The organism is Paenibacillus sp. FSL H7-0737, from assembly GCF_000758545.1.
Taxonomy (GTDB): Bacteria; Bacillota; Bacilli; order Paenibacillales; family Paenibacillaceae; genus Paenibacillus_AQ.
The window spans coordinates 134,241-156,492 of sequence record NZ_CP009279.1; the positions used below are offsets into that span (position 1 = coordinate 134,241).

The 22,252-nt window shown below is 46.9% G+C and carries 15 protein-coding genes, 10 tRNA genes, 3 rRNA genes and 1 other RNA gene; 28 read left to right on the forward strand and 1 reads right to left on the reverse strand.

What is annotated here, in order from left to right; translation table 11 throughout:
• Window positions 1-95 precede the first annotated feature (95 nt).
• Window positions 96-1,265, reverse strand: coding sequence for a S8 family peptidase (locus H70737_RS00630; RefSeq protein ID WP_042183970.1), 1,170 nt, complete (start codon window positions 1,263-1,265; stop codon window positions 96-98).
• A gap of 458 nt (window positions 1,266-1,723) precedes the next feature.
• Here H70737_RS00630 and rpoE point away from each other — a divergent pair, with 458 nt between their 5' ends.
• The 28 genes from rpoE to H70737_RS00765 all read left to right on the forward strand — a co-directional run bounded on the left by rpoE (window position 1,724) and on the right by H70737_RS00765 (window position 22,141).
• Window positions 1,724-2,275, forward strand: coding sequence for a DNA-directed RNA polymerase subunit delta (rpoE, locus tag H70737_RS00635; RefSeq protein WP_042183972.1), 552 nt, complete (start codon window positions 1,724-1,726; stop codon window positions 2,273-2,275).
• A 326-nt stretch (window positions 2,276-2,601) separates the two neighbouring features.
• On the forward strand, window positions 2,602-4,209 hold the full coding sequence (locus H70737_RS00640) for a CTP synthase (RefSeq protein WP_042183974.1): 1,608 nt from the start codon (window positions 2,602-2,604) through the stop codon (window positions 4,207-4,209).
• 370 nt (window positions 4,210-4,579) lie between these two features.
• On the forward strand, window positions 4,580-4,966 hold the full coding sequence (locus H70737_RS00645) for a response regulator (RefSeq protein WP_042123230.1): 387 nt from the start codon (window positions 4,580-4,582) through the stop codon (window positions 4,964-4,966).
• A 208-nt stretch (window positions 4,967-5,174) separates the two neighbouring features.
• Window positions 5,175-6,029: a class II fructose-1,6-bisphosphate aldolase gene (fba, locus tag H70737_RS00650; protein WP_036679934.1), complete on the forward strand. Its 855-nt coding sequence runs from the start codon at window positions 5,175-5,177 to the stop codon at window positions 6,027-6,029.
• Window positions 6,030-6,216: 187 nt separating this feature from the next.
• On the forward strand, window positions 6,217-7,470 hold the full coding sequence (locus tag H70737_RS00655) for a UDP-N-acetylglucosamine 1-carboxyvinyltransferase (RefSeq protein WP_042183976.1): 1,254 nt from the start codon (window positions 6,217-6,219) through the stop codon (window positions 7,468-7,470).
• 162 nt (window positions 7,471-7,632) lie between these two features.
• Window positions 7,633-8,985 carry a transcription termination factor Rho gene (rho, locus tag H70737_RS00660; protein ID WP_042123234.1) on the forward strand — a complete coding sequence of 451 codons (1,353 nt, stop codon included), beginning with the start codon at window positions 7,633-7,635 and terminating at the stop codon, window positions 8,983-8,985.
• 25 nt (window positions 8,986-9,010) lie between these two features.
• Entirely contained in the window at window positions 9,011-10,288 is a 1,278-nt protein-coding gene (locus tag H70737_RS00665; protein WP_042183978.1) for a radical SAM family protein, read from the forward strand.
• Between the two features lie 131 nt (window positions 10,289-10,419).
• Entirely contained in the window at window positions 10,420-10,617 is a 198-nt protein-coding gene (rpmE, locus tag H70737_RS00670; RefSeq protein WP_042123239.1) for a 50S ribosomal protein L31, read from the forward strand.
• A gap of 116 nt (window positions 10,618-10,733) precedes the next feature.
• Window positions 10,734-11,002, forward strand: an RNA gene (gene ffs, locus H70737_RS30085) — signal recognition particle sRNA large type.
• 137 nt (window positions 11,003-11,139) lie between these two features.
• Complete coding sequence (gene dnaX / locus H70737_RS00675) at window positions 11,140-12,915, forward strand: DNA polymerase III subunit gamma/tau (protein ID WP_042183980.1); 1,776 nt, start codon at window positions 11,140-11,142, stop codon at window positions 12,913-12,915.
• 47 nt (window positions 12,916-12,962) lie between these two features.
• The gene (locus H70737_RS00680; RefSeq protein WP_042183982.1) at window positions 12,963-13,274 is read left to right on the forward strand and encodes a YbaB/EbfC family nucleoid-associated protein; all 312 of its coding nucleotides are present in this window, start codon (window positions 12,963-12,965) and stop codon (window positions 13,272-13,274) included.
• Between the two features lie 39 nt (window positions 13,275-13,313).
• On the forward strand, window positions 13,314-13,913 hold the full coding sequence (gene recR, locus H70737_RS00685) for a recombination mediator RecR (RefSeq protein WP_042123249.1): 600 nt from the start codon (window positions 13,314-13,316) through the stop codon (window positions 13,911-13,913).
• Window positions 13,914-14,049: 136 nt separating this feature from the next.
• Window positions 14,050-14,301, forward strand: coding sequence for a DUF2508 family protein (locus H70737_RS00690; protein WP_052404100.1), 252 nt, complete (start codon window positions 14,050-14,052; stop codon window positions 14,299-14,301).
• 43 nt (window positions 14,302-14,344) lie between these two features.
• Window positions 14,345-14,602, forward strand: a complete 258-nt coding sequence (locus H70737_RS00695) for a pro-sigmaK processing inhibitor BofA family protein (protein ID WP_371915754.1) — start codon at window positions 14,345-14,347, stop codon at window positions 14,600-14,602.
• A 302-nt stretch (window positions 14,603-14,904) separates the two neighbouring features.
• Window positions 14,905-16,462: ribosomal RNA gene (locus tag H70737_RS00700) — 16S ribosomal RNA — on the forward strand.
• 124 nt (window positions 16,463-16,586) lie between these two features.
• A 5S ribosomal RNA gene (rrf, locus tag H70737_RS00705) occupies window positions 16,587-16,703 on the forward strand.
• A gap of 45 nt (window positions 16,704-16,748) precedes the next feature.
• Window positions 16,749-16,825, forward strand: a tRNA-Ile gene (locus H70737_RS00710).
• 21 nt (window positions 16,826-16,846) lie between these two features.
• Window positions 16,847-16,922, forward strand: a tRNA-Ala gene (locus H70737_RS00715).
• Window positions 16,923-17,091: 169 nt separating this feature from the next.
• A 23S ribosomal RNA gene (locus H70737_RS00720) occupies window positions 17,092-20,020 on the forward strand.
• The 16S, 23S and 5S rRNA genes sit together here with 10 tRNA genes alongside, the layout of an rRNA operon.
• Before the next feature lie 82 nt (window positions 20,021-20,102).
• Window positions 20,103-20,194, forward strand: a tRNA-Ser gene (locus H70737_RS00725).
• 30 nt (window positions 20,195-20,224) lie between these two features.
• Window positions 20,225-20,301: transfer RNA gene (locus H70737_RS00730), tRNA-Met, on the forward strand.
• Window positions 20,302-20,309: 8 nt separating this feature from the next.
• Window positions 20,310-20,385 (forward strand) — tRNA-Val (locus H70737_RS00735).
• A gap of 33 nt (window positions 20,386-20,418) precedes the next feature.
• Window positions 20,419-20,494: transfer RNA gene (locus H70737_RS00740), tRNA-Thr, on the forward strand.
• A gap of 13 nt (window positions 20,495-20,507) precedes the next feature.
• Window positions 20,508-20,585: transfer RNA gene (locus H70737_RS00745), tRNA-Asp, on the forward strand.
• A 66-nt stretch (window positions 20,586-20,651) separates the two neighbouring features.
• A tRNA-Phe gene (locus H70737_RS00750) sits at window positions 20,652-20,724 on the forward strand.
• 9 nt (window positions 20,725-20,733) lie between these two features.
• A tRNA-Tyr gene (locus tag H70737_RS00755) sits at window positions 20,734-20,819 on the forward strand.
• Window positions 20,820-20,824: 5 nt separating this feature from the next.
• A tRNA-Lys gene (locus tag H70737_RS00760) sits at window positions 20,825-20,897 on the forward strand.
• A 149-nt stretch (window positions 20,898-21,046) separates the two neighbouring features.
• Window positions 21,047-22,141, forward strand: coding sequence for a PucR family transcriptional regulator (locus tag H70737_RS00765; protein WP_042183986.1), 1,095 nt, complete (start codon window positions 21,047-21,049; stop codon window positions 22,139-22,141).
• Window positions 22,142-22,252: the final 111 nt, after the last annotated feature.

Sequence of the window (22,252 nt, forward strand, 5' to 3'; positions counted from 1 at the left end):
GGTTCCCTGGGAGGCGGATTCTATTTTGTGCCGTTCTTCGCACCGGCACAAGCTGCGCTCACGTCAGAGTGACCCACCCGGTGCCCGGGCAGGGTCTATACGTTCGCGGATACCGCCCGCTTGGCCCTCACTCCTGCTTTCAGCAGGCGTAGGGCATCGGCAGCGCCGCCGCCAAGGGATGCGCGTCGCTGCCCCTTGCGCAGCCGCACCGGGGACGCGGTGCGGCGCAAGAGCAGCTTCAGCTCCCTTGGCGAGAGCCCCGGTCGCACCGAGAGCAGCAGTGCAGCGGCTCCCGTGACATGAGAGGTCGCCATGGAGGTGCCGCTCATCTCTTTGTAGCCCTCCTTCAGCCAACAGGAGGTCACGCCTTCGCCGGGACCATAGACATCGATATAAGAACCGCGGTTGCTGAAGCCGGCAACACGATGTCTTTTATCGATGGCGCCCACGGCAATCGTCTCAGGATAACGTGCGGGATAGTCCCCGCCACGTTTGCCGTCATTGCCGGAGGAGGCGATGATAGCGATTCCGGCTCGGTACGCTTTAATAACCACATTGTGAAGCGCTTTGCTTCTAGTTTTCATTCCGAAGCTCATATTGATGATATCTATTCTGTTCTGCACGCACCAATCAATACCCAGCACAATATCAGACACATAGGCTGATCCACTATGATCAAAAGCCTTGACTGGATATAGTAGTGCCCGTGGTGCTACACCCATCATCCCACGATTTCCCCCTGCTGCCGCTAAGGTCCCGGCGATATGAGTTCCGTGACCGTTATCATCCAGCGGCAACATTCCGCGGTGTAGTAGGTTGACCCCAGAGGCTAATGAATGCTTCAGATCGGGATGGCGGTAATCAGCTCCTGTATCGATTACGCCGATTTTGACGTGAACTCCAGTTGATTTGGACCATGCCTGAGGAGCATGAATGGCTTTTACTCCCCAAGGGAGTGTAGCGGTTCCGCTTTTTTCGTTAGCTATAGAATGGATTTGTATTTGTAGATCCTCTTCGACATTTAGGAGATCTGCAAATCGGTTCATTAGTTTTCCAGCTCCGGCAGCAGGCACAAAAAAGGCCCGAATCAGCGGAGATACCTGCACTTGCCGCAGCTCAGGCTGCTTCGCTTTCAGCGCCTTCCATTGTGTAAAAGCTCCGGCATACTGGCGGGGATCATTGAAGGTAAGAATACGCCGCTCACCATTGTTGGGGGCAACCGATATTTCTTCAAGAAGCATGTGCCAAAATTTGTAATAGTCCATAGGTTTCGCTGTCCCCTCCTCGGTGCCCTGCTGCCATATTGTATGAGTGGAAGAGGGGGTCCGAATGGGAACTTGCCCTTTTTTAACGAAATGGGCTGCCCATCGTGTCAAAAGACGGCGCTTTACATAAAATAGACAGAAGAGATTAACACTCTCTTTGTAACATCACGTAAGGAGCCGATCCTTGGCGTGGATACAGTCATGCGCGGAGGGTTTCCTCCGCCTTTTTTTATTTAAAAGGAATTATAAGTTTCACACGGGTACATATGTTATGGGCTTATCCTTCTTCAAGATGGAGACAGGTTTCTGCTATGGATAACAGCCTGAAGGCTCTTTCTGTCAGCTGTTACCGCTTTTGACTTGCAATTTGTTGTCAAATAGGTTTTACTTAGTTTTGTTAATGGATATTATTGAAATAAACCGTAATGTGAACAATGCGTGAGAGGAAGTGTCCTTTAGTGAGTACGCCACTCAATTTAAAGCTAGACCCTGAGAAAGTTAAAGAAATGCCGATGGTGGATTTGGCCTTTCTAGTGCTTAAGGCAGCCAATACACCGTATTATTACCGTGATCTGATGGTCGAGGTAGCCAAGTTGCGCGGCATGACCGATCAACAAAGCCAAGATACTATTGCCCAGTTATATACCGAGATTAACATTGATGGGCGTTTTGCCTGTGTCGGAACCAACCTTTGGGGATTGAAACGCTGGTATCCTCTAGAGCGCTCTGATGATCCGGTTGGTAACACCAAACGCGTGCGTATCATCAACGATGAAGACGATGATTTGGAAGATGACGACTTTGCTGAAGAAGAAGAAAACTACGCTGCTGAAGAAGAGGATTTCGACGCTATCGACGAAGATCGCGACGACCTCTATTCCGACGACGACAGCGAAGAAGAAGTCGACGAAGATGTCGTGATCGATGAAGATGACATAGACGAAGATGACTCAGATGAAGACGATGCAGAAGATGACTCAGATGAAGACGATGCAGAAGCTGACAAGTAAGATAAATAATTTCAAAGAGTCTTGCTGATGGTATAATTCCTCCCTTGACAGTGGGGGAACGTCAGAGTAAACTATTGCATGGGCTTATCATGTAAGTTAATAAACGCGTTTCTTAAAATAAAAAGTGCCCCGGTTCTACGGGTGTCACTTTTTTGTTTTTTTAGATGCAAAGTAGCTGTAGTTTTATGTAATTTGCGGGACGACGTTTTATGTTTTCCCCGGTGAATCAAACTTTTGATTTCCCCTGTTTTGATGATAGTAAAACGGGTTACGATAAACACCATGCGCCGCTTTTATGTCTGGACTTTATTTAGGAGGGTTTTACAGTGACAAAGTATATTTTTGTAACGGGTGGCGTTGTGTCTTCCCTGGGCAAGGGCATTACCGCCGCTTCGCTGGGCAGGCTGCTCAAAAACAGAGGTCTAAAGGTAACGATTCAGAAATTTGATCCGTATCTTAACGTAGACCCTGGAACGATGAGTCCTTATCAGCACGGTGAAGTATTCGTAACCGATGACGGTGCGGAGACTGACCTTGACCTTGGACACTATGAACGGTTTATTGATATTAATCTGTCAAAGAACAACAATGTGACGACAGGTAAGATCTATTCATCCGTAATCAGCAAGGAACGTCGTGGAGAGTATTTGGGCGGAACTGTACAAGTTATCCCACACATTACGAATGAGATCAAAGAACGCGTGTTCCGTGCAGGCCGCGAGACCAACTCTGATGTTGTAATCACAGAGATTGGTGGAACCGTAGGTGATATTGAAAGTCTTCCGTTCCTGGAAGCCATTCGTCAGATCAAGAGTGATATCGGACGGGAAAATGTGATGTATATCCACGTAACCTTGATTCCTTATATCAAGGCTGCTGGAGAAGTGAAGACAAAGCCGACACAACACAGTGTTAAAGAGCTGCGCAGTATCGGTATTCAACCGAATGTCATCGTGTGCCGTACGGAATATGAGCTTTCCGCAGATATGAAAGCGAAGATCGCACTCTTTTGCGATATTGATGCTAATGCTGTTGTGGAATGCCGCGATGCTTCAACGTTGTATGAAGTTCCATTGAATCTTCGTGATGAAGGATTGGACGAGATTGTTGTTAATCATTTGAAGCTTACGACACCTGCACCAGATATGCGTGAATGGGAAAGTATGCTTGAACGGATTCAGAAGCTTGAAAAAACAGTGGAAATTGCGATTGTTGGTAAGTACGTAGCACTGCATGACGCTTATTTGAGCGTTGTTGAATCACTTTCACACGCAGGCTTTGCTGCTAATGCAGAGGTTAAGATTCGCTGGGTGAATGCAGAGGAAATTACGGATGAGAACGTGGATGAAATGCTGCGTGGTATTGGTGGTATTCTTGTTCCTGGTGGTTTCGGTGATCGGGGAATTGAAGGTAAAATCTCTGCGATTCGTTATGCCCGTGAGAAATTGATACCTTTCTTCGGAATTTGCTTAGGTATGCAAGTTTCCGTAATCGAATATGGCCGTTCTGTTCTAGGTCTACAAGGTGCGAATAGCTCCGAAATCGATCCGAACACACCATATCCACTGATCGATCTGCTTCCTGAGCAGAAGGATATTGAAGATATGGGCGGTACTATGCGTCTTGGCTTGTATCCTTGTAAGATTGCTGAGGGTTCCCTGGCAATGTCTTGCTACGATGATGAACTGGTTTATGAGCGTCACCGTCACCGGTATGAGTTCAACAATACGTACCGTGATGAGATTGAAAAAGCAGGTCTGGTTATTTCCGGAACCTCTCCAGATGGCCGTTTAGTTGAGATCGTAGAGCTTCCGGGACATCCTTGGTTCTTGTCGGTTCAATTCCATCCGGAATTCACTTCACGTCCAAACCGTCCACAACCGTTGTTCCGTGATTTCGTCAAAGCTTCTTTGACTCATTCCGAACAGCAGTAATTTTGTAAATATAATTGGAACCTACGGGTTTTATATCAAACCTGAAGAGCCTCCCATAGGAGGCTCTTTTTTTTTAACTATTCGAAAGTATAAGTTGTTCATCTATCCTATATGTCTAATATTTTTCGCTTAAACGCTTACCGTCCTTATAGGGACGCCGAAGGTGTTTATGCCTGTTTGTCCATTTTGAAGAGCTCCGTAAATGACATCACTGTAATTCAGACTCTTTATTTACCCATTTTATCCAATTAGCAGGATTTGAGCAGTGAAGCACGAATAATAGGTTTCGTATGGGTTAGTTTCTGAAGGGGCCGTTAGCTGTGGAGAGCGCGGTATAGTCAATCTGGCTTAATCTCTGGGAGGGTATTATATGGAAAAAAAGAAAGTGTTAATTGTCGATGATCAGAATGGGATTCGGATTCTTCTTATGGAAGTGTTCAATAGCGAAGGATATACGACATTTCAAGCAGCTAACGGAAAATTGGCCTTAGACATTGTTCGCAGTGAGTCTCCTGACTTGGTTTTGCTCGATATGAAAATACCGGGAATGGATGGACTCGAGATTTTGAAGCATCTGAAGGAACTAAATCCATCCATAAAGGTCATAATGATGACCGCTTATGGAGAGCTGGATATGATTAAGGAAGCAACCAAGCTAGGTGCATTGATGCATTTCACAAAGCCGTTTGACATCGATGAAATGCGGGTAGCGGTCAATATGCATCTTCATAATAAGTCTGTAGATCAATGCAGTTAAAGTGATATTTTCTGTATAGATTCTATTTGGTTATGGTGATTATAAACAGTTTGAGTGCAAATGCTATACGGGCTGGATAAAAATCGTCCCACCGGGACATTTTTTTGTTTATCCTATTTAGTATTTGACTCAGGATGTGTTATAATAAGCCTGTATGTGATGTCGGTTTAAAAACATAGCCAACCAACATTCTTAGGAGGATGAAACCATGCCATTAGTATCTATGACAGACATGTTGAACAAAGCACTTGAAGGAAAATACGCAGTAGGTCAGTACAACATTAACAACTTGGAGTGGACACAAGCTATTCTTGGTGCCGCTGAACAAGAGAAATCACCAGTAATCCTTGGTGTATCCGAAGGCGCAGCACGTCACATGGGCGGCTTCACTACTGTTGTTAAAATGGTAGAAGGTCTAATTATCGATATGAATATCACAGTTCCTGTAGCGATCCACCTTGACCATGGATCTAGCTTTGATAAATGTAAAGCAGCAATTGATGCTGGATTTACATCCGTAATGATCGACGGTTCCCACCACCCAATCGATGAGAACATTGATATGACTAAAAAAGTCGTTGAATATGCTCACGCTAAAGGTGTTTCTGTAGAAGCAGAAGTAGGTACTGTTGGTGGACAAGAAGACGACGTTATCGGCGGCATCATGTATGCTAAGCTTGATGAGTGCGTACGTATTGTTAAAGAAACAGGTATCGACACTTTGGCTCCTGCACTAGGTTCCGTTCATGGACCTTACCATGGCGAGCCTAACCTCGGATTTAAAGAAATGGAAGAAATCCGCGACGCTACTAACATCCCAATGGTTCTTCATGGTGGTACAGGTATTCCTGAACATGACATCAAGAAAGCTATCTCCTTGGGTACTTCCAAAATCAACGTAAACACTGAGAACCAAATCGTGTTCGCAAAAGTTGTTCGTGAAGTTCTAGCTGCTAAACCTGATGCTTACGATCCACGTACATTCATCGCACCAGGTCGCGATGCGATCAAAGAAACCGTTATCGGTAAAATCCGCGAATTTGGATCCAACAACAAAGCCTAATCATTGTTAGCTTCCGCCACAGGTGGACAAGCAATTTGTAAAGGGCAGGGTGTAGCTCTGCCCAGTTGAATAGTTTGATGAGGAAAGCACACCGCTTAGCCGGTGTCTTTCCATTTTCATCACTAAAAGTCCACAGCACGTATTGCCCACACAGCTGCAATACACGTAGGGGGAAATTGATAAATCTATGGAAAAATTAATGATTGGCGGTGGACGTCCGCTAGAGGGCGTTGTAACCATCAGTGGAGCAAAGAATAGTGCTATTGCACTTATTCCTGCGGCGATTTTGGCCGAATCTGAAGTTGTTCTTGATAATTTACCGTCCCTTAGTGATGTAGCCGTTTACTCCGAAATCTTGCAAGAGCTTGGCGCAAGTGTATCTTGGTCAGGCAACCAGATGAAAATTGATCCTTCGCGTATTGTATCTATACCTATGCCTAATGGTCCGGTTAAGAAACTTCGAGCTTCGTATTATATGATGGGAGCTCTACTTGGAAGATTCAAAGAAGCGACAATAGGTCTACCCGGTGGTTGTAACTTCGAACCTCGTCCAATCGATCAGCATATCAAAGGATTCGAGGCACTGGGAGCAACAGTTACCAACGAACATGGTTCTATCCACTTATATGCTAAAGAGCTACGCGGTGCGAAGATTTATTTAGACGTATCAAGCGTAGGTGCCACTATTAACATCATGCTGGCGGCTTCACGTGCCAAAGGCTCCACAATTATTGAAAATGCGGCTAAAGAGCCTGAGATTATAGATGTAGCAACCCTATTGAACTCTATGGGCGCTGTTATTAAAGGCGCCGGTACAGAAACCATCAGAATCGAAGGGGTATCGGAGATGCACGGTTGCCGTCACTCCATCATTCCCGATCGGATTCAAGCAGGAACTTATATGATTGCCGCTGCGGCTACGCGTGGTAATGTGTTGATAGATAACGTTATTCCTAAGCACTTGGAAGCTTTAACGGCCAAGCTTTTAGAGATGGGCGTTGAGATTGAAGAGCTTGACGAAAGTATTCGCGTTATAGGTAGAGCTAAATATGAGCACGCAGATGTCAAAGCGTTGACCTATCCTGGCTTTCCTACAGATTTACAATCTCCTATGACAAGTATGTTGACACAGGCGGAAGGCGTTAGTGTGCTTAGCGATTTCGTCTACAGCAACCGTTTTAAACATGTGCCAGAATTGGTACGGATGGGCGCGAAAATACGCGTTGAAGGCCGTTCTGCAATTATTGAGGGTGGTAAGCTTAACGCTGCAAAGGTGAAAGCGACCGATTTACGGGCAGGCGCTGCTCTTGTCATTGCTGGATTGACAGTAGGGGATGGGATCACCGAGGTGACCGGCGTAGAATATATTGACCGTGGTTATGATAATTTAGTGAGCAACCTTCGACAACTTGGTGCTCATGTTTGGCGTGAGAACGAATAAAATTAGGATATCCCGTTTGGAAGGAGGTTTATTTGCTTATTTACCGCATATATCCTTCCAAATTGGGTATTAATATCCTAATGGCATTTTAATAGACTCATCATTTTGCCTAGTAGATAGACTAGGGCGAACTCATTTAAAAATTGAATAGGTGGTTATTACATGGATCTTCAAATTTCCGATTTGGAAGAAATGAAGCTGACCGAGTTGTATAAGCTGGCCAAGAAATACCAGATCCCTTATTACGGACAGCTGAAGAAACGGGAACTGATCTTTGCGATCCTTCGGGCACAGGCAGAGCAAAGCGGTCTTATGTTTATGGAAGGCGTACTGGAAATTCTACCCGAGGGTTATGGATTTCTAAGGCCGATTAACTATTTGCCTAGCGCTGAAGATATTTATATCTCAGCCTCACAAATTCGGAAGTTTGATCTCAGAAGCGGAGATCTTGTATCTGGGAAATGCCGGACGCCGAAAGAAAATGAACGATATTTTGGCCTGCTTCAAGTCAATGCCGTTAATGGTGAGAACCCTGCTAGCGCAGCGGAGCGACTACATTTTCCAGCATTAACACCACTTTATCCGCAAGACAAGCTACCGCTTGAAACATCCCCTACTCATTTGTCTACCCGAATAATGGATTTGCTCGCTCCTGTAGGTTTGGGGCAGCGGGGTTTGATTGTAGCACCTCCTAAAGCAGGAAAAACGCTCCTCTTGAAAGAAATTGCCAATAGTATTTCCACTAATAATCCTGAGATTGAACTCTTTGTATTGCTAATAGATGAGCGTCCCGAAGAAGTAACTGATATGCAGCGTTCAGTAAAAGGCGAAGTGGTTGCATCGACGTTTGATGAGCTTCCAGAGAATCATATTAAAGTGGCCGAACTTGTGTTGCAAAGAGCTCTTCGTTTAGTTGAGCACAAGAAGGATGTAGTTATTCTTTTAGACAGCATTACCCGTCTTGCACGTGCGTATAATCTTGTGGTTCCACCATCTGGACGCACGCTTAGTGGGGGGATTGACCCAGCAGCCTTTCATCGGCCGAAACGGTTTTTTGGCTCTGCACGGAATGTAGAAGAGGGCGGTTCACTGACTATTTTAGCAACTGCTTTAATTGATACCGGATCACGTATGGATGATATTATTTATGAAGAGTTTAAGGGTACTGGTAATATGGAGCTTCATTTGGACCGCAAATTGGCGGAACGCCGTATATTCCCTGCTATTGATATTCGTCGTTCAGGTACACGTCGTGAAGAAGTGCTCTTGAGCAAAGAAGAGCTTGATACGATCTGGGCGATTCGCAAAAATATGAATGAATCCTACGATTTTGTGGAGGGATTCATCAAAAAGCTGCGTGATACAAAGACTAATGCTGAATTCTTAGCATCATTTGACGTTGCGGGAGCTAAACAATCGCCAAATGGAACTGCGAGTAGCGGAGGAACTTCCAACAGTGGTACGGCTGCTCGTCGCACAACACGGGCAAAGACTTCTTCAGTGCCTACAACTTGAGAATTGATAATAAGAGGAGACTAACATGTATTTGGTATATGCCGACGGGCAAGGAAACGTATATGATCATCCAGAACTGTACGGGTTAGCCCGTAGTGGAGATATGATCGTTGAAATGTTGGAGGAAGAGTTGATACCGCTGCCTGAAGGCGCTACTCTTGTGGGCTTGCCTAGTACGCGGGCTGTGGGTATGGATCCTGAGACAGGTGAAATGATGGCGTTGCCGGATGGCTCACAGGCTGTAGGCGCGCTGCTGCCTCAGGGCTATACTCGCTTGTGTCTTCCTGGGTATGTAAAGACAGATAAGTCTTACAAGCTTCCTCTGTTTGGGTATTCGGCTGTAGTGTGGAAGGATGGCGGGTTCTATGTTGCGGCGGATCCAACCGATAATCCGGAGAAGTGGAACCCACTGAACTGTGATAAACAGGATCTTGAGGTAAGTGTTGGCGAGTTGACTGCCAAATATCCTGATAACCGTCTCTATGAGCATCTTTCTAACTGTGCGCTTGGTTATGAATGCCTGACTTCCTCCAACACCTTCTTAGGGCGTTGGGAGGGCGGTGTACCTGTCTCTTATTCATGTAATGCTGGATGTTTTGGCTGTATTTCTGAGCAACCTGATGATAGTGGTTTTGTGTCTCCGCAGACTCGTATGAATTTCCGACCAACGGTCAATGAAATTTCACAAGTTATGTTGGAGCACTTGAAGACGCCTGAATCGATTATCAGTTTTGGACAAGGCTGTGAAGGTGAACCTTCTACGCAGGCAAAACTTATTATAGAAGCAATCCGTGAAGTGCGCTCGATTACTGACATGGGCTACATTAATATCAACACCAATGCTGGCTTAAGCGATCATATTCGTGGAATCGTCGATGCTGGGCTGGATTTGATGCGTGTCAGCACGATTAGTGCTCTAGATGATCATTACAATGCTTATTACAAACCACGTGGCTACACATTGGCTAATGTAGAGAAGTCTTTGAAATATGCTGCCTCGCAAGGTGTTTACACATCGATCAACTATCTGATTTTCCCTGGAGTAACTGATCGCGAAGAAGAGATTGAGGCGATGGTGGAGTTTGTAAGACGTACGGATCTGAAGCTTATTCAGATGCGTAATCTGAACATTGATCCAGAGAGTTATCTGGAGTTAATTCCTCCTGCTAAGGGTGAAATTCTCGGCATGAAGACGATGCTGGAAATTTTCCGGGACGAATTGCCGGATGTTGTTATTGGTTCTTACACACATGTACCACCAGCAAATATGGCTCGGGTAAAGCAACGGCAACTCAACATTTAATAGATTAAATGTACCAATGAATTACCAATGAAACATATTGATCAATTGAATTTTTCGTGCTAAAATACCACAGTGTAATCATATAACTCTGGGTCCGCATGAGGCTTAGGGCATGAGAGGTGAAATTCAAAATGCAAGCAGCAATTCAACCAAAGTATAACTTAACTAAGGTAACCTGCGCATGTGGCAACTCTTTCGAAGCTGGCTCTGTTAAACAAGAGCTTCGTGTTGAAATTTGCTCCAGCTGCCATCCTTTCTTCACTGGCAAGCAGAAGTTCCTGGATGCCGGCGGTCGCGTTGATAAATTCAAGAAGAAATACGGTATCTAATTGGAATAGCCGCTTAGCGGCTTAATGGTTAGATCGAGCTCCCAGCTTTCTCGCTGGGGGCTCATTTTATGTCTTGGAGTTGATTTTTGTCCGAGCGTGAGCTATACTTATCTTCGCCGTGCTAGACGGGGAGGTAGCGGTGCCCTGTAACTCGCAATCCGCTGTAGCGAGGTTGAATTCCTGTTAGAGGTGCTATCGATGTGAGGCCTTGGTTCCTACGGGCTGTGTTGACGGTTGGGTCCTCCGCAATGAGTGCTTATGAACCTGGTCAGGTCCGGAAGGAAGCAGCCATAAGTAAGTTTACTCTTGTGCCGGAGGGTGGCCTAGCCCGAGCAGTCATGTAGGGTTGCCGCTTGGATCGTAGTCATCAATAACAGGTGCACGGTTTATAATTCTGTTTATAACAGCATCTTTGCCACAAGCAAAGATGCTTTTTGTTTTTGGTCAATAGCCGATGAATATAGTATAATAAATTTGCGACAAATGCCGGGAAAGAGGCAGCCTAAGAGAGGGTAATGCATAGTGGAACATATCGCGCTGTACCGTGCTTGGCGGCCGCAGTCGTTTCAAGACATGGTTGGACAACAGCACATTATCCAAACGCTGCAGAACGCAATTCGTGAACAGCGGGTTTCGCATGCCTATCTGTTCAGTGGTCCGCGGGGAACTGGTAAGACAAGTGCTGCTAAAGTCTTAGCGAAAGCGGTCAATTGTGAACGTGGGCCAGGTCCGGAGCCTTGCAACGAGTGTCCTTCCTGCTTGCGAATCACTGCGGGTAATGTGATGGATGTGCAGGAAATAGACGCGGCATCCAACCGGGGCGTAGAAGAGATTCGCGACCTCCGGGACAAGGTGAAATATGCACCTACCGAGGTGCGCCGTAAAGTGTATATTATTGATGAAGTGCATATGCTGACAACAGAAGCATTTAATGCGCTATTAAAGACATTGGAAGAACCGCCGTCACATGCAATGTTCATCCTTGCGACTACGGAACCTCATAAATTGCCAGCGACGATCATTTCTCGTTGTCAGCGTTTTGACTTCCGCAGAGTAGCTTTGGAAGAGCAGACAGCACATCTGAGTGCTATCTGTGAGAAGGAAGGGATTACAGCTGATGTTAACGCATTGCAGTATATTGCCCGCCTTTCTGATGGGGGTATGCGCGATGCAGTGAGTTTGCTGGATCAGATTTCATCTTTTACAGATGGCAAAGTTACGTACGAGCAAGTCCTGGGGATGACCGGAGGGATACCCTCTGAGCAATTTGCACGACTTGCCACTGCCATATTGGAAGGTGATATGGGTCTTCTGCTGGAGCTTGTTGAACAGCTTATGCATGAAGGTAAGAGTGCTGATAAATGTCTAGAGAATCTTATGTATTATTTCCGTGATTTATTGATGATTAAGATGGTACCTGGGGCTGATCAACTGACGGAGCGAGTGCTTAATCCCGCCGAGTTTAAAGATATGGCCACCGCATTTTCCCGGGATCGTCTGTTTCAGATCGTAGATACACTTAATAAGTACCTGGGTGAAATGAAATATGCTACTCATCCGCAGACTTTGTTTGAAGTCGCGCTGATGAAGCTTTGTAGCTTGCAGCAAGAGGAAAGTGAGACCGCATCAGCTGCTCCGTTAGGTGCATTGCAGGCTGGATCAGGGGTGAATGCTCCTGCAGTCCACTCTGGTGAACTGGATCTGCTCAAGAGACAGATTACTGCGCTGGAGAAAAAGCTGGAGCAGGCATTGCAGTCCGGTGGTATTTCCGGAGGTGGGCGAGATGGTGCCTCTTCTGCGAAATCGAATCCGACTCCAAGTTCTGCGCCTAGAATCTCTGCAACCTCCAAAATGCCTCCAAATGTTGATAAGTTTATTGCTGGTAAGGATAGTCCTGATTTTGCAGCTATCTATAAACAGTGGAGTCTTGTCTTGCAAGGGGTAAAAGAGGAGAAGGTAACGGTTCATGCGTGGTTTGTAGACGGAGAACCTGTATCTGTAATGGACGACGCTGTGCTTGTTGCGTTTAAGAACACGATTCATCGTGATACAACGGAGAAGCCAGCAAACAGACAGGTCATTGAGAATGTGTTTGCAGCGCGTCTTGGTAAACCTTATAGACTGGTAACTATAATGCAGCGCGATTGGAACGAAGCCGCTCAGAAGTCAGTGGGACAGCCTAGCAAGGAAGAGTTGCGGCTAGAGCATGAACATGATACTGCGGATGCGAAATCTGAACCTTGGATTGATGAGGCTATCCAGCTTTTTGGAGAAGACCTTGTTGTCATAAAAGAGTAATGTAAGCATACTAGCGCAAATTGCGCATTCCAAAGGAGAGATGATGTATGAATAATATGAACCAAATGATGAAGCAAGTTAAGAAAATGCAGGAGCAAATGCTTAAGGCTCAAGAAGAACTAGGTGGCAAGGTGATTGAAGGCTCATCAGGTGGCGGAGTAGTTACAGTTCAAGTTAATGGCCACAAAAAGTTGCTTTCTATCCAAATCAAGCCAGAAGCTGTTGATCCGGAAGATGTTGAAATGCTACAGGATTTGGTAATCACTGCAGTTAATGATGCTTTGACTCAAGCTGAAGACCTTGCGAACAATGATATGGGTAAATTTACTGGTGGAATGAAGATCCCAGGCTTGTTCTAATTCACTCACTCCACTTTCGTCTAAAGGAGAATTATTAATTTGTATTATCCCGAACCGCTAGCCAAGCTGATCGATGCTTTTACGCGCTTGCCCGGGATTGGGCCGAAGACAGCCGCCCGGTTAGCTTTTCATGTGCTTAACATGAAAGAGGATGACGTCATTGATTTTGCTAAAGCGCTAGTAAGTGTCAAGCGTAATCTTCATTATTGCTCCGTCTGCTGTAATATTACGGATACGGACCCGTGTAAGATATGTCAGGACAAAACTAGAGATCCTTCAGTAATCTGTGTGATCCAAGACTCCAAGGATTTGGTGGCAATAGAACGAACCAAAGAGTTTAATGGGTATTATCACGTTCTTCAGGGTGCGATTTCACCTATGGAAGGTATAGGCCCTGATGATATTCGCTTGAAGGAATTATTGACTCGTTTGAGTGATGAAAGAGTGAGTGAGCTTATCATGGCGACCAACCCCAACATTGAGGGTGAGGCAACGGCGATGTATATTTCTCGTTTAGTTCGGCCTTTTGAGATTAAAATCACCAGAATAGCCCATGGCTTGCCTGTTGGTGGCGATCTTGAATATGCCGACGAGGTTACCTTGTCCAAAGCGTTGGAAGGTCGTCGTGAGCTATTCTAGTAGCTCTAAAGTCGTGTTTTTCAAAAGGAGGCCCCCTGGGCCTCCTTTTTTTGTTCTAAGTTTGTCCCTATCCCGATATGAATGAGAATAACGAGATGTAATTTTGCATCGAAATTATTCTGAGGAGGAATGAGTAATGGGATGGTGGACCTCATTGTGGCGGGGAGCAGATGAAGAACAGGGTAGAAAAGATACGGAGGGCTGGGAAACGTTGCTGGAGGTTCGTAAGGCGCAATCTGAGTGGGAGAGAGCGTACCTAATGTTTGATGAAGCGTTGGGTCAAGATCAAATTGATTATGCTATTTATATTTTAGAGGCAGCAGAGCGCAAGTATCAGATACATCTCAAACATGCAAAGAGCATTGGATTAAATAGCAGTCAGATGTAGGCGCTAGTCAAAAGGAAATATAGGAGGGATCAACATGCTAAGAATGTTAGCTATAGGAGTACTAGTCATATCGGTTGTGTTGTTGAGTGTAATTGTATTCCGAAAAAAACTTGGCTTTGGATGGCTTAGTCTGTTCGGAGCTCATTTGGTACTGGCTGCGCTCGCGATATATGTAGTGAATTTCTCGGGTTTAATCACACAAGTTCATATTCCCTTGAATCCCGCAACCATAGGCGCAGTAACGGTTCTTGGCCTTCCAGGCGTAGTAATGTTAATAGGATTAAGAATTATTTTGTTTTAATGCTTGACGTGAGTTTGAAAAATATGATACATTAAGTCTCGCCCCTTTGGACAAGATGTTGATTAACAACTTGCTGAAACGGTAAGCGAAAAAAAGAAATTAAAAAAACGCTTGACGAAAACAAAGGTGCTGTGATATATTATAAAGGTCGCTGCTGACAAGCAACGACAACGAAAGATGAGACATTGATCTTTGAAAACTGAACAACGAGTGAGTGGGAATTCACGAAAGTGAAATCCAAAATTAGAGAATTAATTTTCTCGTCAGATGTTTCAAAATGAGCATATCGCTCTTTTCAATACTAATTGGAGAGTTTGATCCTGGCTCAGGACGAACGCTGGCGGCGTGCCTAATACATGCAAGTCGAGCGGAGTCATTTTGAAAGCTTGCTTTCAAAATGACTTAGCGGCGGACGGGTGAGTAACACGTAGGCAACCTGCCCCTTAGACTGGGATAACTACCGGAAACGGTAGCTAATACCGGATAATTTCTTTTTTCTCCTGAAGAAAGAATGAAAGACGGAGCAATCTGTCACTGAGGGATGGGCCTGCGGCGCATTAGCTAGTTGGTGGGGTAACGGCCCACCAAGGCGACGATGCGTAGCCGACCTGAGAGGGTGAACGGCCACACTGGGACTGAGACACGGCCCAGACTCCTACGGGAGGCAGCAGTAGGGAATCTTCCGCAATGGGCGAAAGCCTGACGGAGCAACGCCGCGTGAGTGATGAAGGTTTTCGGATCGTAAAGCTCTGTTGCCAGGGAAGAACGTCCGGTAGAGTAACTGCTATCGGAGTGACGGTACCTGAGAAGAAAGCCCCGGCTAACTACGTGCCAGCAGCCGCGGTAATACGTAGGGGGCAAGCGTTGTCCGGAATTATTGGGCGTAAAGCGCGCGCAGGCGGTCATTTAAGTCTGGTGTTTAAACCTTGGGCTCAACCTGAGGTCGCACTGGAAACTGGGTGACTTGAGTACAGAAGAGGAAAGTGGAATTCCACGTGTAGCGGTGAAATGCGTAGATATGTGGAGGAACACCAGTGGCGAAGGCGACTTTCTGGGCTGTAACTGACGCTGAGGCGCGAAAGCGTGGGGAGCAAACAGGATTAGATACCCTGGTAGTCCACGCCGTAAACGATGAGTGCTAGGTGTTAGGGGTTTCGATACCCTTGGTGCCGAAGTTAACACAGTAAGCACTCCGCCTGGGGAGTACGGTCGCAAGACTGAAACTCAAAGGAATTGACGGGGACCCGCACAAGCAGTGGAGTATGTGGTTTAATTCGAAGCAACGCGAAGAACCTTACCAGGTCTTGACATCCCTCTGAATCCACTAGAGATAGTGGCGGCCTTCGGGACAGAGGAGACAGGTGGTGCATGGTTGTCGTCAGCTCGTGTCGTGAGATGTTGGGTTAAGTCCCGCAACGAGCGCAACCCTTAACTTTAGTTGCCAGCAGGTTAAGCTGGGCACTCTAGAGTGACTGCCGGTGACAAACCGGAGGAAGGTGGGGATGACGTCAAATCATCATGCCCCTTATGACCTGGGCTACACACGTACTACAATGGCCGGTACAACGGGAAGCGAAACCGCGAGGTGAAGCCAATCCCATCAAAGCCGGTCTCAGTTCGGATTGCAGGCTGCAACTCGCCTGCATGAAGTCGGAATTGCTAGTAATCGCGGATCAGCATGCCGCGGTGAATACGTTCCCGGGTCTTGTACACACCGCCCGTCACACCACGAGAGTTTACAACACCCGAAGTCGGTGGGGTAACCCGCAAGGGAGCCAGCCGCCGAAGGTGGGGTAGATGATTGGGGTGAAGTCGTAACAAGGTAGCCGTATCGGAAGGTGCGGCTGGATCACCTCCTTTCTATGGAGAATCGTCTTCTGCAATGAAGACATTCAAATCGGAAGTTAAACTTCCATTATAGAACCTTCGGGTTCGAACACTCACTCGTGTTCAGTTTTGAAAGAGCAAGTCTCTTTCGTATGCGTTTGGTGGCGATAGCGGAGGGGTTCCACACGTACCCATCCCGAACACGACCGTTAAGCCCTCCAGCGCCGATGGTACTTGGACCGAAGGGTCCTGGGAGAGTAGGACGCCGCCAAGCGGACAACCATTCTTTGGTTGATTCACAATATTATATATGTTATATGGGCTTTTAGCTCAGTTGGTTAGAGCGCACCTCTGATAAGGGTGAGGTCGGTGGTTCGAGTCCACCAAGGCCCACCATATGACATTATATCCTTTTATGGGGCCATAGCTCAGCTGGGAGAGCGCCTGCCTTGCAAGCAGGAGGTCAGCGGTTCGATCCCGCTTGGCTCCACCATAATTTTAATTCAATACCTGTTTTAAACATTGATCCTTGAAAACTGGATACCGAAACGAATTTGCGTTTTAGAACATCTTTTAGCAACTTGTGCAAACAAGTAAATGTTATTAGTGAGATGATTCCAAAGAGAATGTCATTGTATGATATTTTCCTACGGAAAAATCAAGGTTAAGCTAATAAGAGCACACGGAGGATGCCTAGGCGCCAGGAGCCGACGAAGGACGTGGCGAACAACGAAACTGCCTCGGGGAGCTGTAAGCAAGCTTTGATCCGGGGGTGTCCGAATGGGGAAACCCAGCTGTGGTAATTCGCAGTTACTCATCTCTGAACACATAGGAGATGTAGAGGCAGACCAGGGGAACTGAAACATCTAAGTACCCTGAGGAAGAGAAAACAATAGTGATTCCGTCAGTAGCGGCGAGCGAACGCGGAACAGCCTAAACCTAAGAGCTTGCTCTTAGGGGTTGTGGGACGTCTCACATGGAGTTACAAAGGAATATGGTAGGTGAAGAGGTCTGGAAAGGCCCGCGATAGAGGTAAAAGCCCTGTAACCTAAACTGTGTTCTCTCCGAGACGGATCCCGAGTAGTGCGGGGCACGTGAAACCCCGTATGAATCCAGCAGGACCATCTGCTAAGGCTAAATACTACCTGGCGACCGATAGTGAAACAGTACCGTGAGGGAAAGGTGAAAAGCACCCCGGAAGGGGAGTGAAATAGAACCTGAAACCGTGTGCTTACAAAAAGTCAGAGCCCTATTAATGGGTGATGGCGTGCCTTTTGTAGAATGAACCGGCGAGTTACGTTTAACATGCAAGGTTAAGTCGAGAAGACGGAGCCGCAGCGAAAGCGAGTCTGAATAGGGCGATTGAGTATGTGGACGTAGACCCGAAACCGTGTGATCTACCCCTGTCCAGGGTGAAGGTGCGGTAACACGCACTGGAGGCCCGAACCCACGCATGTTGAAAAATGCGGGGATGAGGTGGGGGTAGCGGAGAAATTCCAATCGAACTCGGAGATAGCTGGTTCTCCCCGAAATAGCTTTAGGGCTAGCCTCGGTATAAGAGTAGTGGAGGTAGAGCACTGATTGGGTGCGGGGTCCGCAAGGATTACCAAGCTCAGTCAAACTCCGAATGCCATATACTTATTGCCGGGAGTCAGACAGTGAGTGCTAAGATCCATTGTCAAAAGGGAAACAGCCCAGACCATCAGCTAAGGTCCCCAAGTGTGTGTTAAGTGGGAAAGGATGTGGAGTTGCACAGACAACCAGGATGTTGGCTTAGAAGCAGCCACCATTGAAAGAGTGCGTAATAGCTCACTGGTCGAGTGACTCTGCGCCGAAAATGTAACGGGGCTAAACACACCACCGAAGCTATGGCTAGATACGTATGTATCTGGGGTAGGGGAGCGTTGTATGTGGGTTGAAGGTGTACCGTAAGGAGCGCTGGACAGCATACAAGTGAGAATGCCGGTATGAGTAACGAAAAGATCAGTGAGAATCTGATCCGCCGAAAGCCCAAGGTTTCCTGAGGAAGGCTCGTCCGCTCAGGGTAAGTCGGGACCTAAGGCGAGGCCGAAAGGCGTAGTCGAAGGACAACAGTTTGAAATTACTGTACCACCGTAATCCGCTATGAGCGATGGGGTGACGCAGGAGGGTAGTGACGCGGACTGATGGATATGTCCGTCTAAGCAGTGAGGCTGATGTGTAGGCAAATCCGCACATCATTAAGGCTGGGCTGTGATGGGGAGCGAAAATTGTAGTAGCGAAGGTCATGATCTCACACTGCCAAGAAAAGCCTCTAGCCAGGAGAAGGTGCCCGTACCGCAAACCGACACAGGTAGGCGAGAAGAGAATTCTAAGGCGCGCGGAAGAACTCTCGTTAAGGAACTCGGCAAAATGACCCCGTAACTTCGGGAGAAGGGGTGCCCCGGTAGTGTGAATAGCACGAGGGGGCCGCAGTGAAAAGGCCCAAGCGACTGTTTAGCAAAAACACAGGTCTGTGCGAAGCCGCAAGGCGAAGTATACGGGCTGACGCCTGCCCGGTGCTGGAAGGTTAAGGGGAGTGGTTAGGGGTAACCCGAAGCTATGAACCGAAGCCCCAGTAAACGGCGGCCGTAACTATAACGGTCCTAAGGTAGCGAAATTCCTTGTCAGGTAAATTCTGACCCGCACGAATGGCGTAACGACTTGGGCGCTGTCTCAACGAGAGATCCGGTGAAATTTTAATACCTGTGAAGATGCAGGTTACCCGCGACAAGACGGAAAGACCCCATGGAGCTTTACTGCAGCTTGATATTGAATTTGGGTACGATCTGTACAGGATAGGTGGGAGCCGTAGAAATCGGAGCGCAAGCTTCGGTGGAGGCGCCGTTGGGATACCACCCTGATCGTATCTAGGTTCTAACCTAGTACCCTAATCGGGTACGGGGACCGTGTCAGGCGGGCAGTTTGACTGGGGCGGTCGCCTCCTAAAGAGTAACGGAGGCGTTCCAAGGTTCCCTCAGAATGGTTGGAAATCATTCGAAGAGTGCAAAGGCATAAGGGAGCTTGACTGCGAGACCTACAAGTCGAGCAGGGACGAAAGTCGGACTTAGTGATCCGGTGGTACCGCATGGAAGGGCCATCGCTCAACGGATAAAAGCTACCCTGGGGATAACAGGCTTATCTCCCCCAAGAGTCCACATCGACGGGGAGGTTTGGCACCTCGATGTCGGCTCATCGCATCCTGGGGCTGAAGTAGGTCCCAAGGGTTGGGCTGTTCGCCCATTAAAGCGGTACGCGAGCTGGGTTCAGAACGTCGTGAGACAGTTCGGTCCCTATCTGTCGTGGGCGCAGGAAATTTGAGAGGAGCTGTCCTTAGTACGAGAGGACCGGGATGGACGTACCGCTGGTGCACCAGTTGTTTCGCCAGAAGCATGGCTGGGTAGCTACGTACGGACGGGATAAGCGCTGAAAGCATCTAAGCGTGAAGCCCCCCTCAAGATGAGATTTCCCAATTAGTAAGACCCCTTGAAGACGACGAGGTAGATAGGTTGGAGGTGGAAGTGCAGTAATGCATGGAGCTGACCAATACTAATCGGTCGAGGGCTTATCCTATACTTAAGACGCAAATTCAATTCGGATTCAGTTTTCAGGGAGTCAAATTCCTGTTTGGATTGCTGTGGTACTGATATCGTTTGGAGAGATACCCAAGTGGCTATAAGGGGACCCTCTGCTAAGGGGTTAGACTGCGTAAGCGGTGCGTGGGTTCGAATCCCACTCTCTCCGCCATTTTCAATCCATAGCATTTCTAATTATTGTGGCGGTGTAGCTCAGCTGGCTAGAGCGTACGGTTCATACCCGTGAGGTCGGGGGTTCGATCCCCTTCGCCGCTACCATAATACCTGGAGGCTTAGCTCAGCTGGGAGAGCATCTGCCTTACAAGCAGAGGGTCGGGGGTTCGATCCCCTCAGCCTCCACCATTATTACTTTTTAAGAAATACTTTTTACACCGTGCCGGTGTAGCTCAACTGGTAGAGCAACTGACTTGTAATCAGTAGGTTGGGGGTTCAAGTCCTCTCGCCGGCACCATTATTATCAATGCGGAACCGTGGTGTAGTTGGCCTAACATGCCTGCCTGTCACGCAGGAGATCGCGAGTTCGAATCTCGTCGGTTCCGCCATTTTTTTCCACAAGACAAGGGTGGGAAGTATAATACTACCACTTTATTTTTATGTCAATTTAATATGGCTCGATAGCTCAGTCGGTAGAGCAGAGGACTGAAAATCCTCGTGTCGGCGGTTCGAATCCGTCTCGAGCCACTTTTCCCTGGGGGATTAGCGAAGTGGCCAAACGCATCAGACTGTAAATCTGCTCACGTACGTGTTCGGTGGTTCGAATCCATCATCCCCCACCATTTATGAGCCATTAGCTCAGTTGGTAGAGCACCTGACTTTTAATCAGGGTGTCGAAGGTTCGAGTCCTTCATGGCTCATCCCAAACAGAAAGTCATCACCTTATGGTGGTGGCTTTTTTTGTGTTTTATGGTTGTATTATAGTAGCGCGCTACTGTAGCGATTAACATAATATAAGAGAATATGCTAAAATAGGCGAAAAGAGCAAAAGTGGTGGAGCATGGTGACTATGGATAGTGAGACATTGCGGAAAAAATTAGAGCAGCTCACCGGAAAGAGAACCGGAATCAAGCAGTTAGGGAGGCAGCATTCAGCTTCTCTTTTTAGCATGGGATTAGAAGGACAGGATCAGCTGGTAATCCATGAGGGTCATCTCTGGGCACCTTTGTATGAGAGTGACGGACGTATAACCGCTGTCTGGGTAGAAATGGAGGGGCTCACTTCTCTGGAAGTACAACTGGTCAACTATGCAGTTCGAAATTTTGCTATTGCACTTAAAGCAACAGGGCTTCGAGAAGAAGGTGAAGTGGAGGCGCGGCAGCTTGGCGCTTGGTTGAACACGGAGCTAGAGCAAGAGAAGAATGACACTGAAATTCCCGATGAGATCACCCTAAAGGGACGTCTGTTCGGAGATATGATTCCATTCCTCCTTAGTAGTGAGATTGCCCATAGTCCACAGATCTCTTATCGTTCACTGATGAAATTACTGCGTAGCTATTTTGAGAACGAAATTCTGCTCATTCCCCTTCAAGAGAAGGAATGGTTAATTTTAGCTCGTAAAGAATTACTTACGGGCGGGGATGATAAGGATGATGAAGAAGAGAGTGTAGATGATCTTCTAGCACAGACTAGTATGGGGTTACATGAGCTGATAGCTAGTGAATGGGTAGGAGTATTCCATTTGGCAGTAGCTCCGGCTATAGTCCCTGTTAAGGGATTGACTGGATCTGTAGCTTTGCTCAGGGAGACGATTGTACTCGGTCGTATTTTTCAAGTAGGAGAGTATATTCATTTACCTTGGGAACTGCATTTGGAACGTCTGGTTAACAGCATTCCTGATGTACGCCGCAAACAGTTGCTTGGACAAATTGGTGACTACTCCTCTGTACTATCAGATAAAGAAATGCTGCTGACTTTGGAGACCTTTTTTGAGATGGACTGTAATGTAAGTGAAACCGCCAAGAAGTTGTATATCCATCGAAATACGCTGCTTTACCGTCTGGATAAGATAAAACAAGAGACCGGAGCAGATGTACGAAGCTTTGGGGACGCTGCTATTGTTAAGCTTACTATGCTTTTGTATAAAGTGACGAAAAGGAAATAGGTTTTTTGTGAACCTTACAAATAGCCATAGTGTCCCGACTGGGGTAATATAAATGTACAAGGAAACAGAATTTTTATATTAACTAATTAATAATTAACTCGAGGGGGAAAT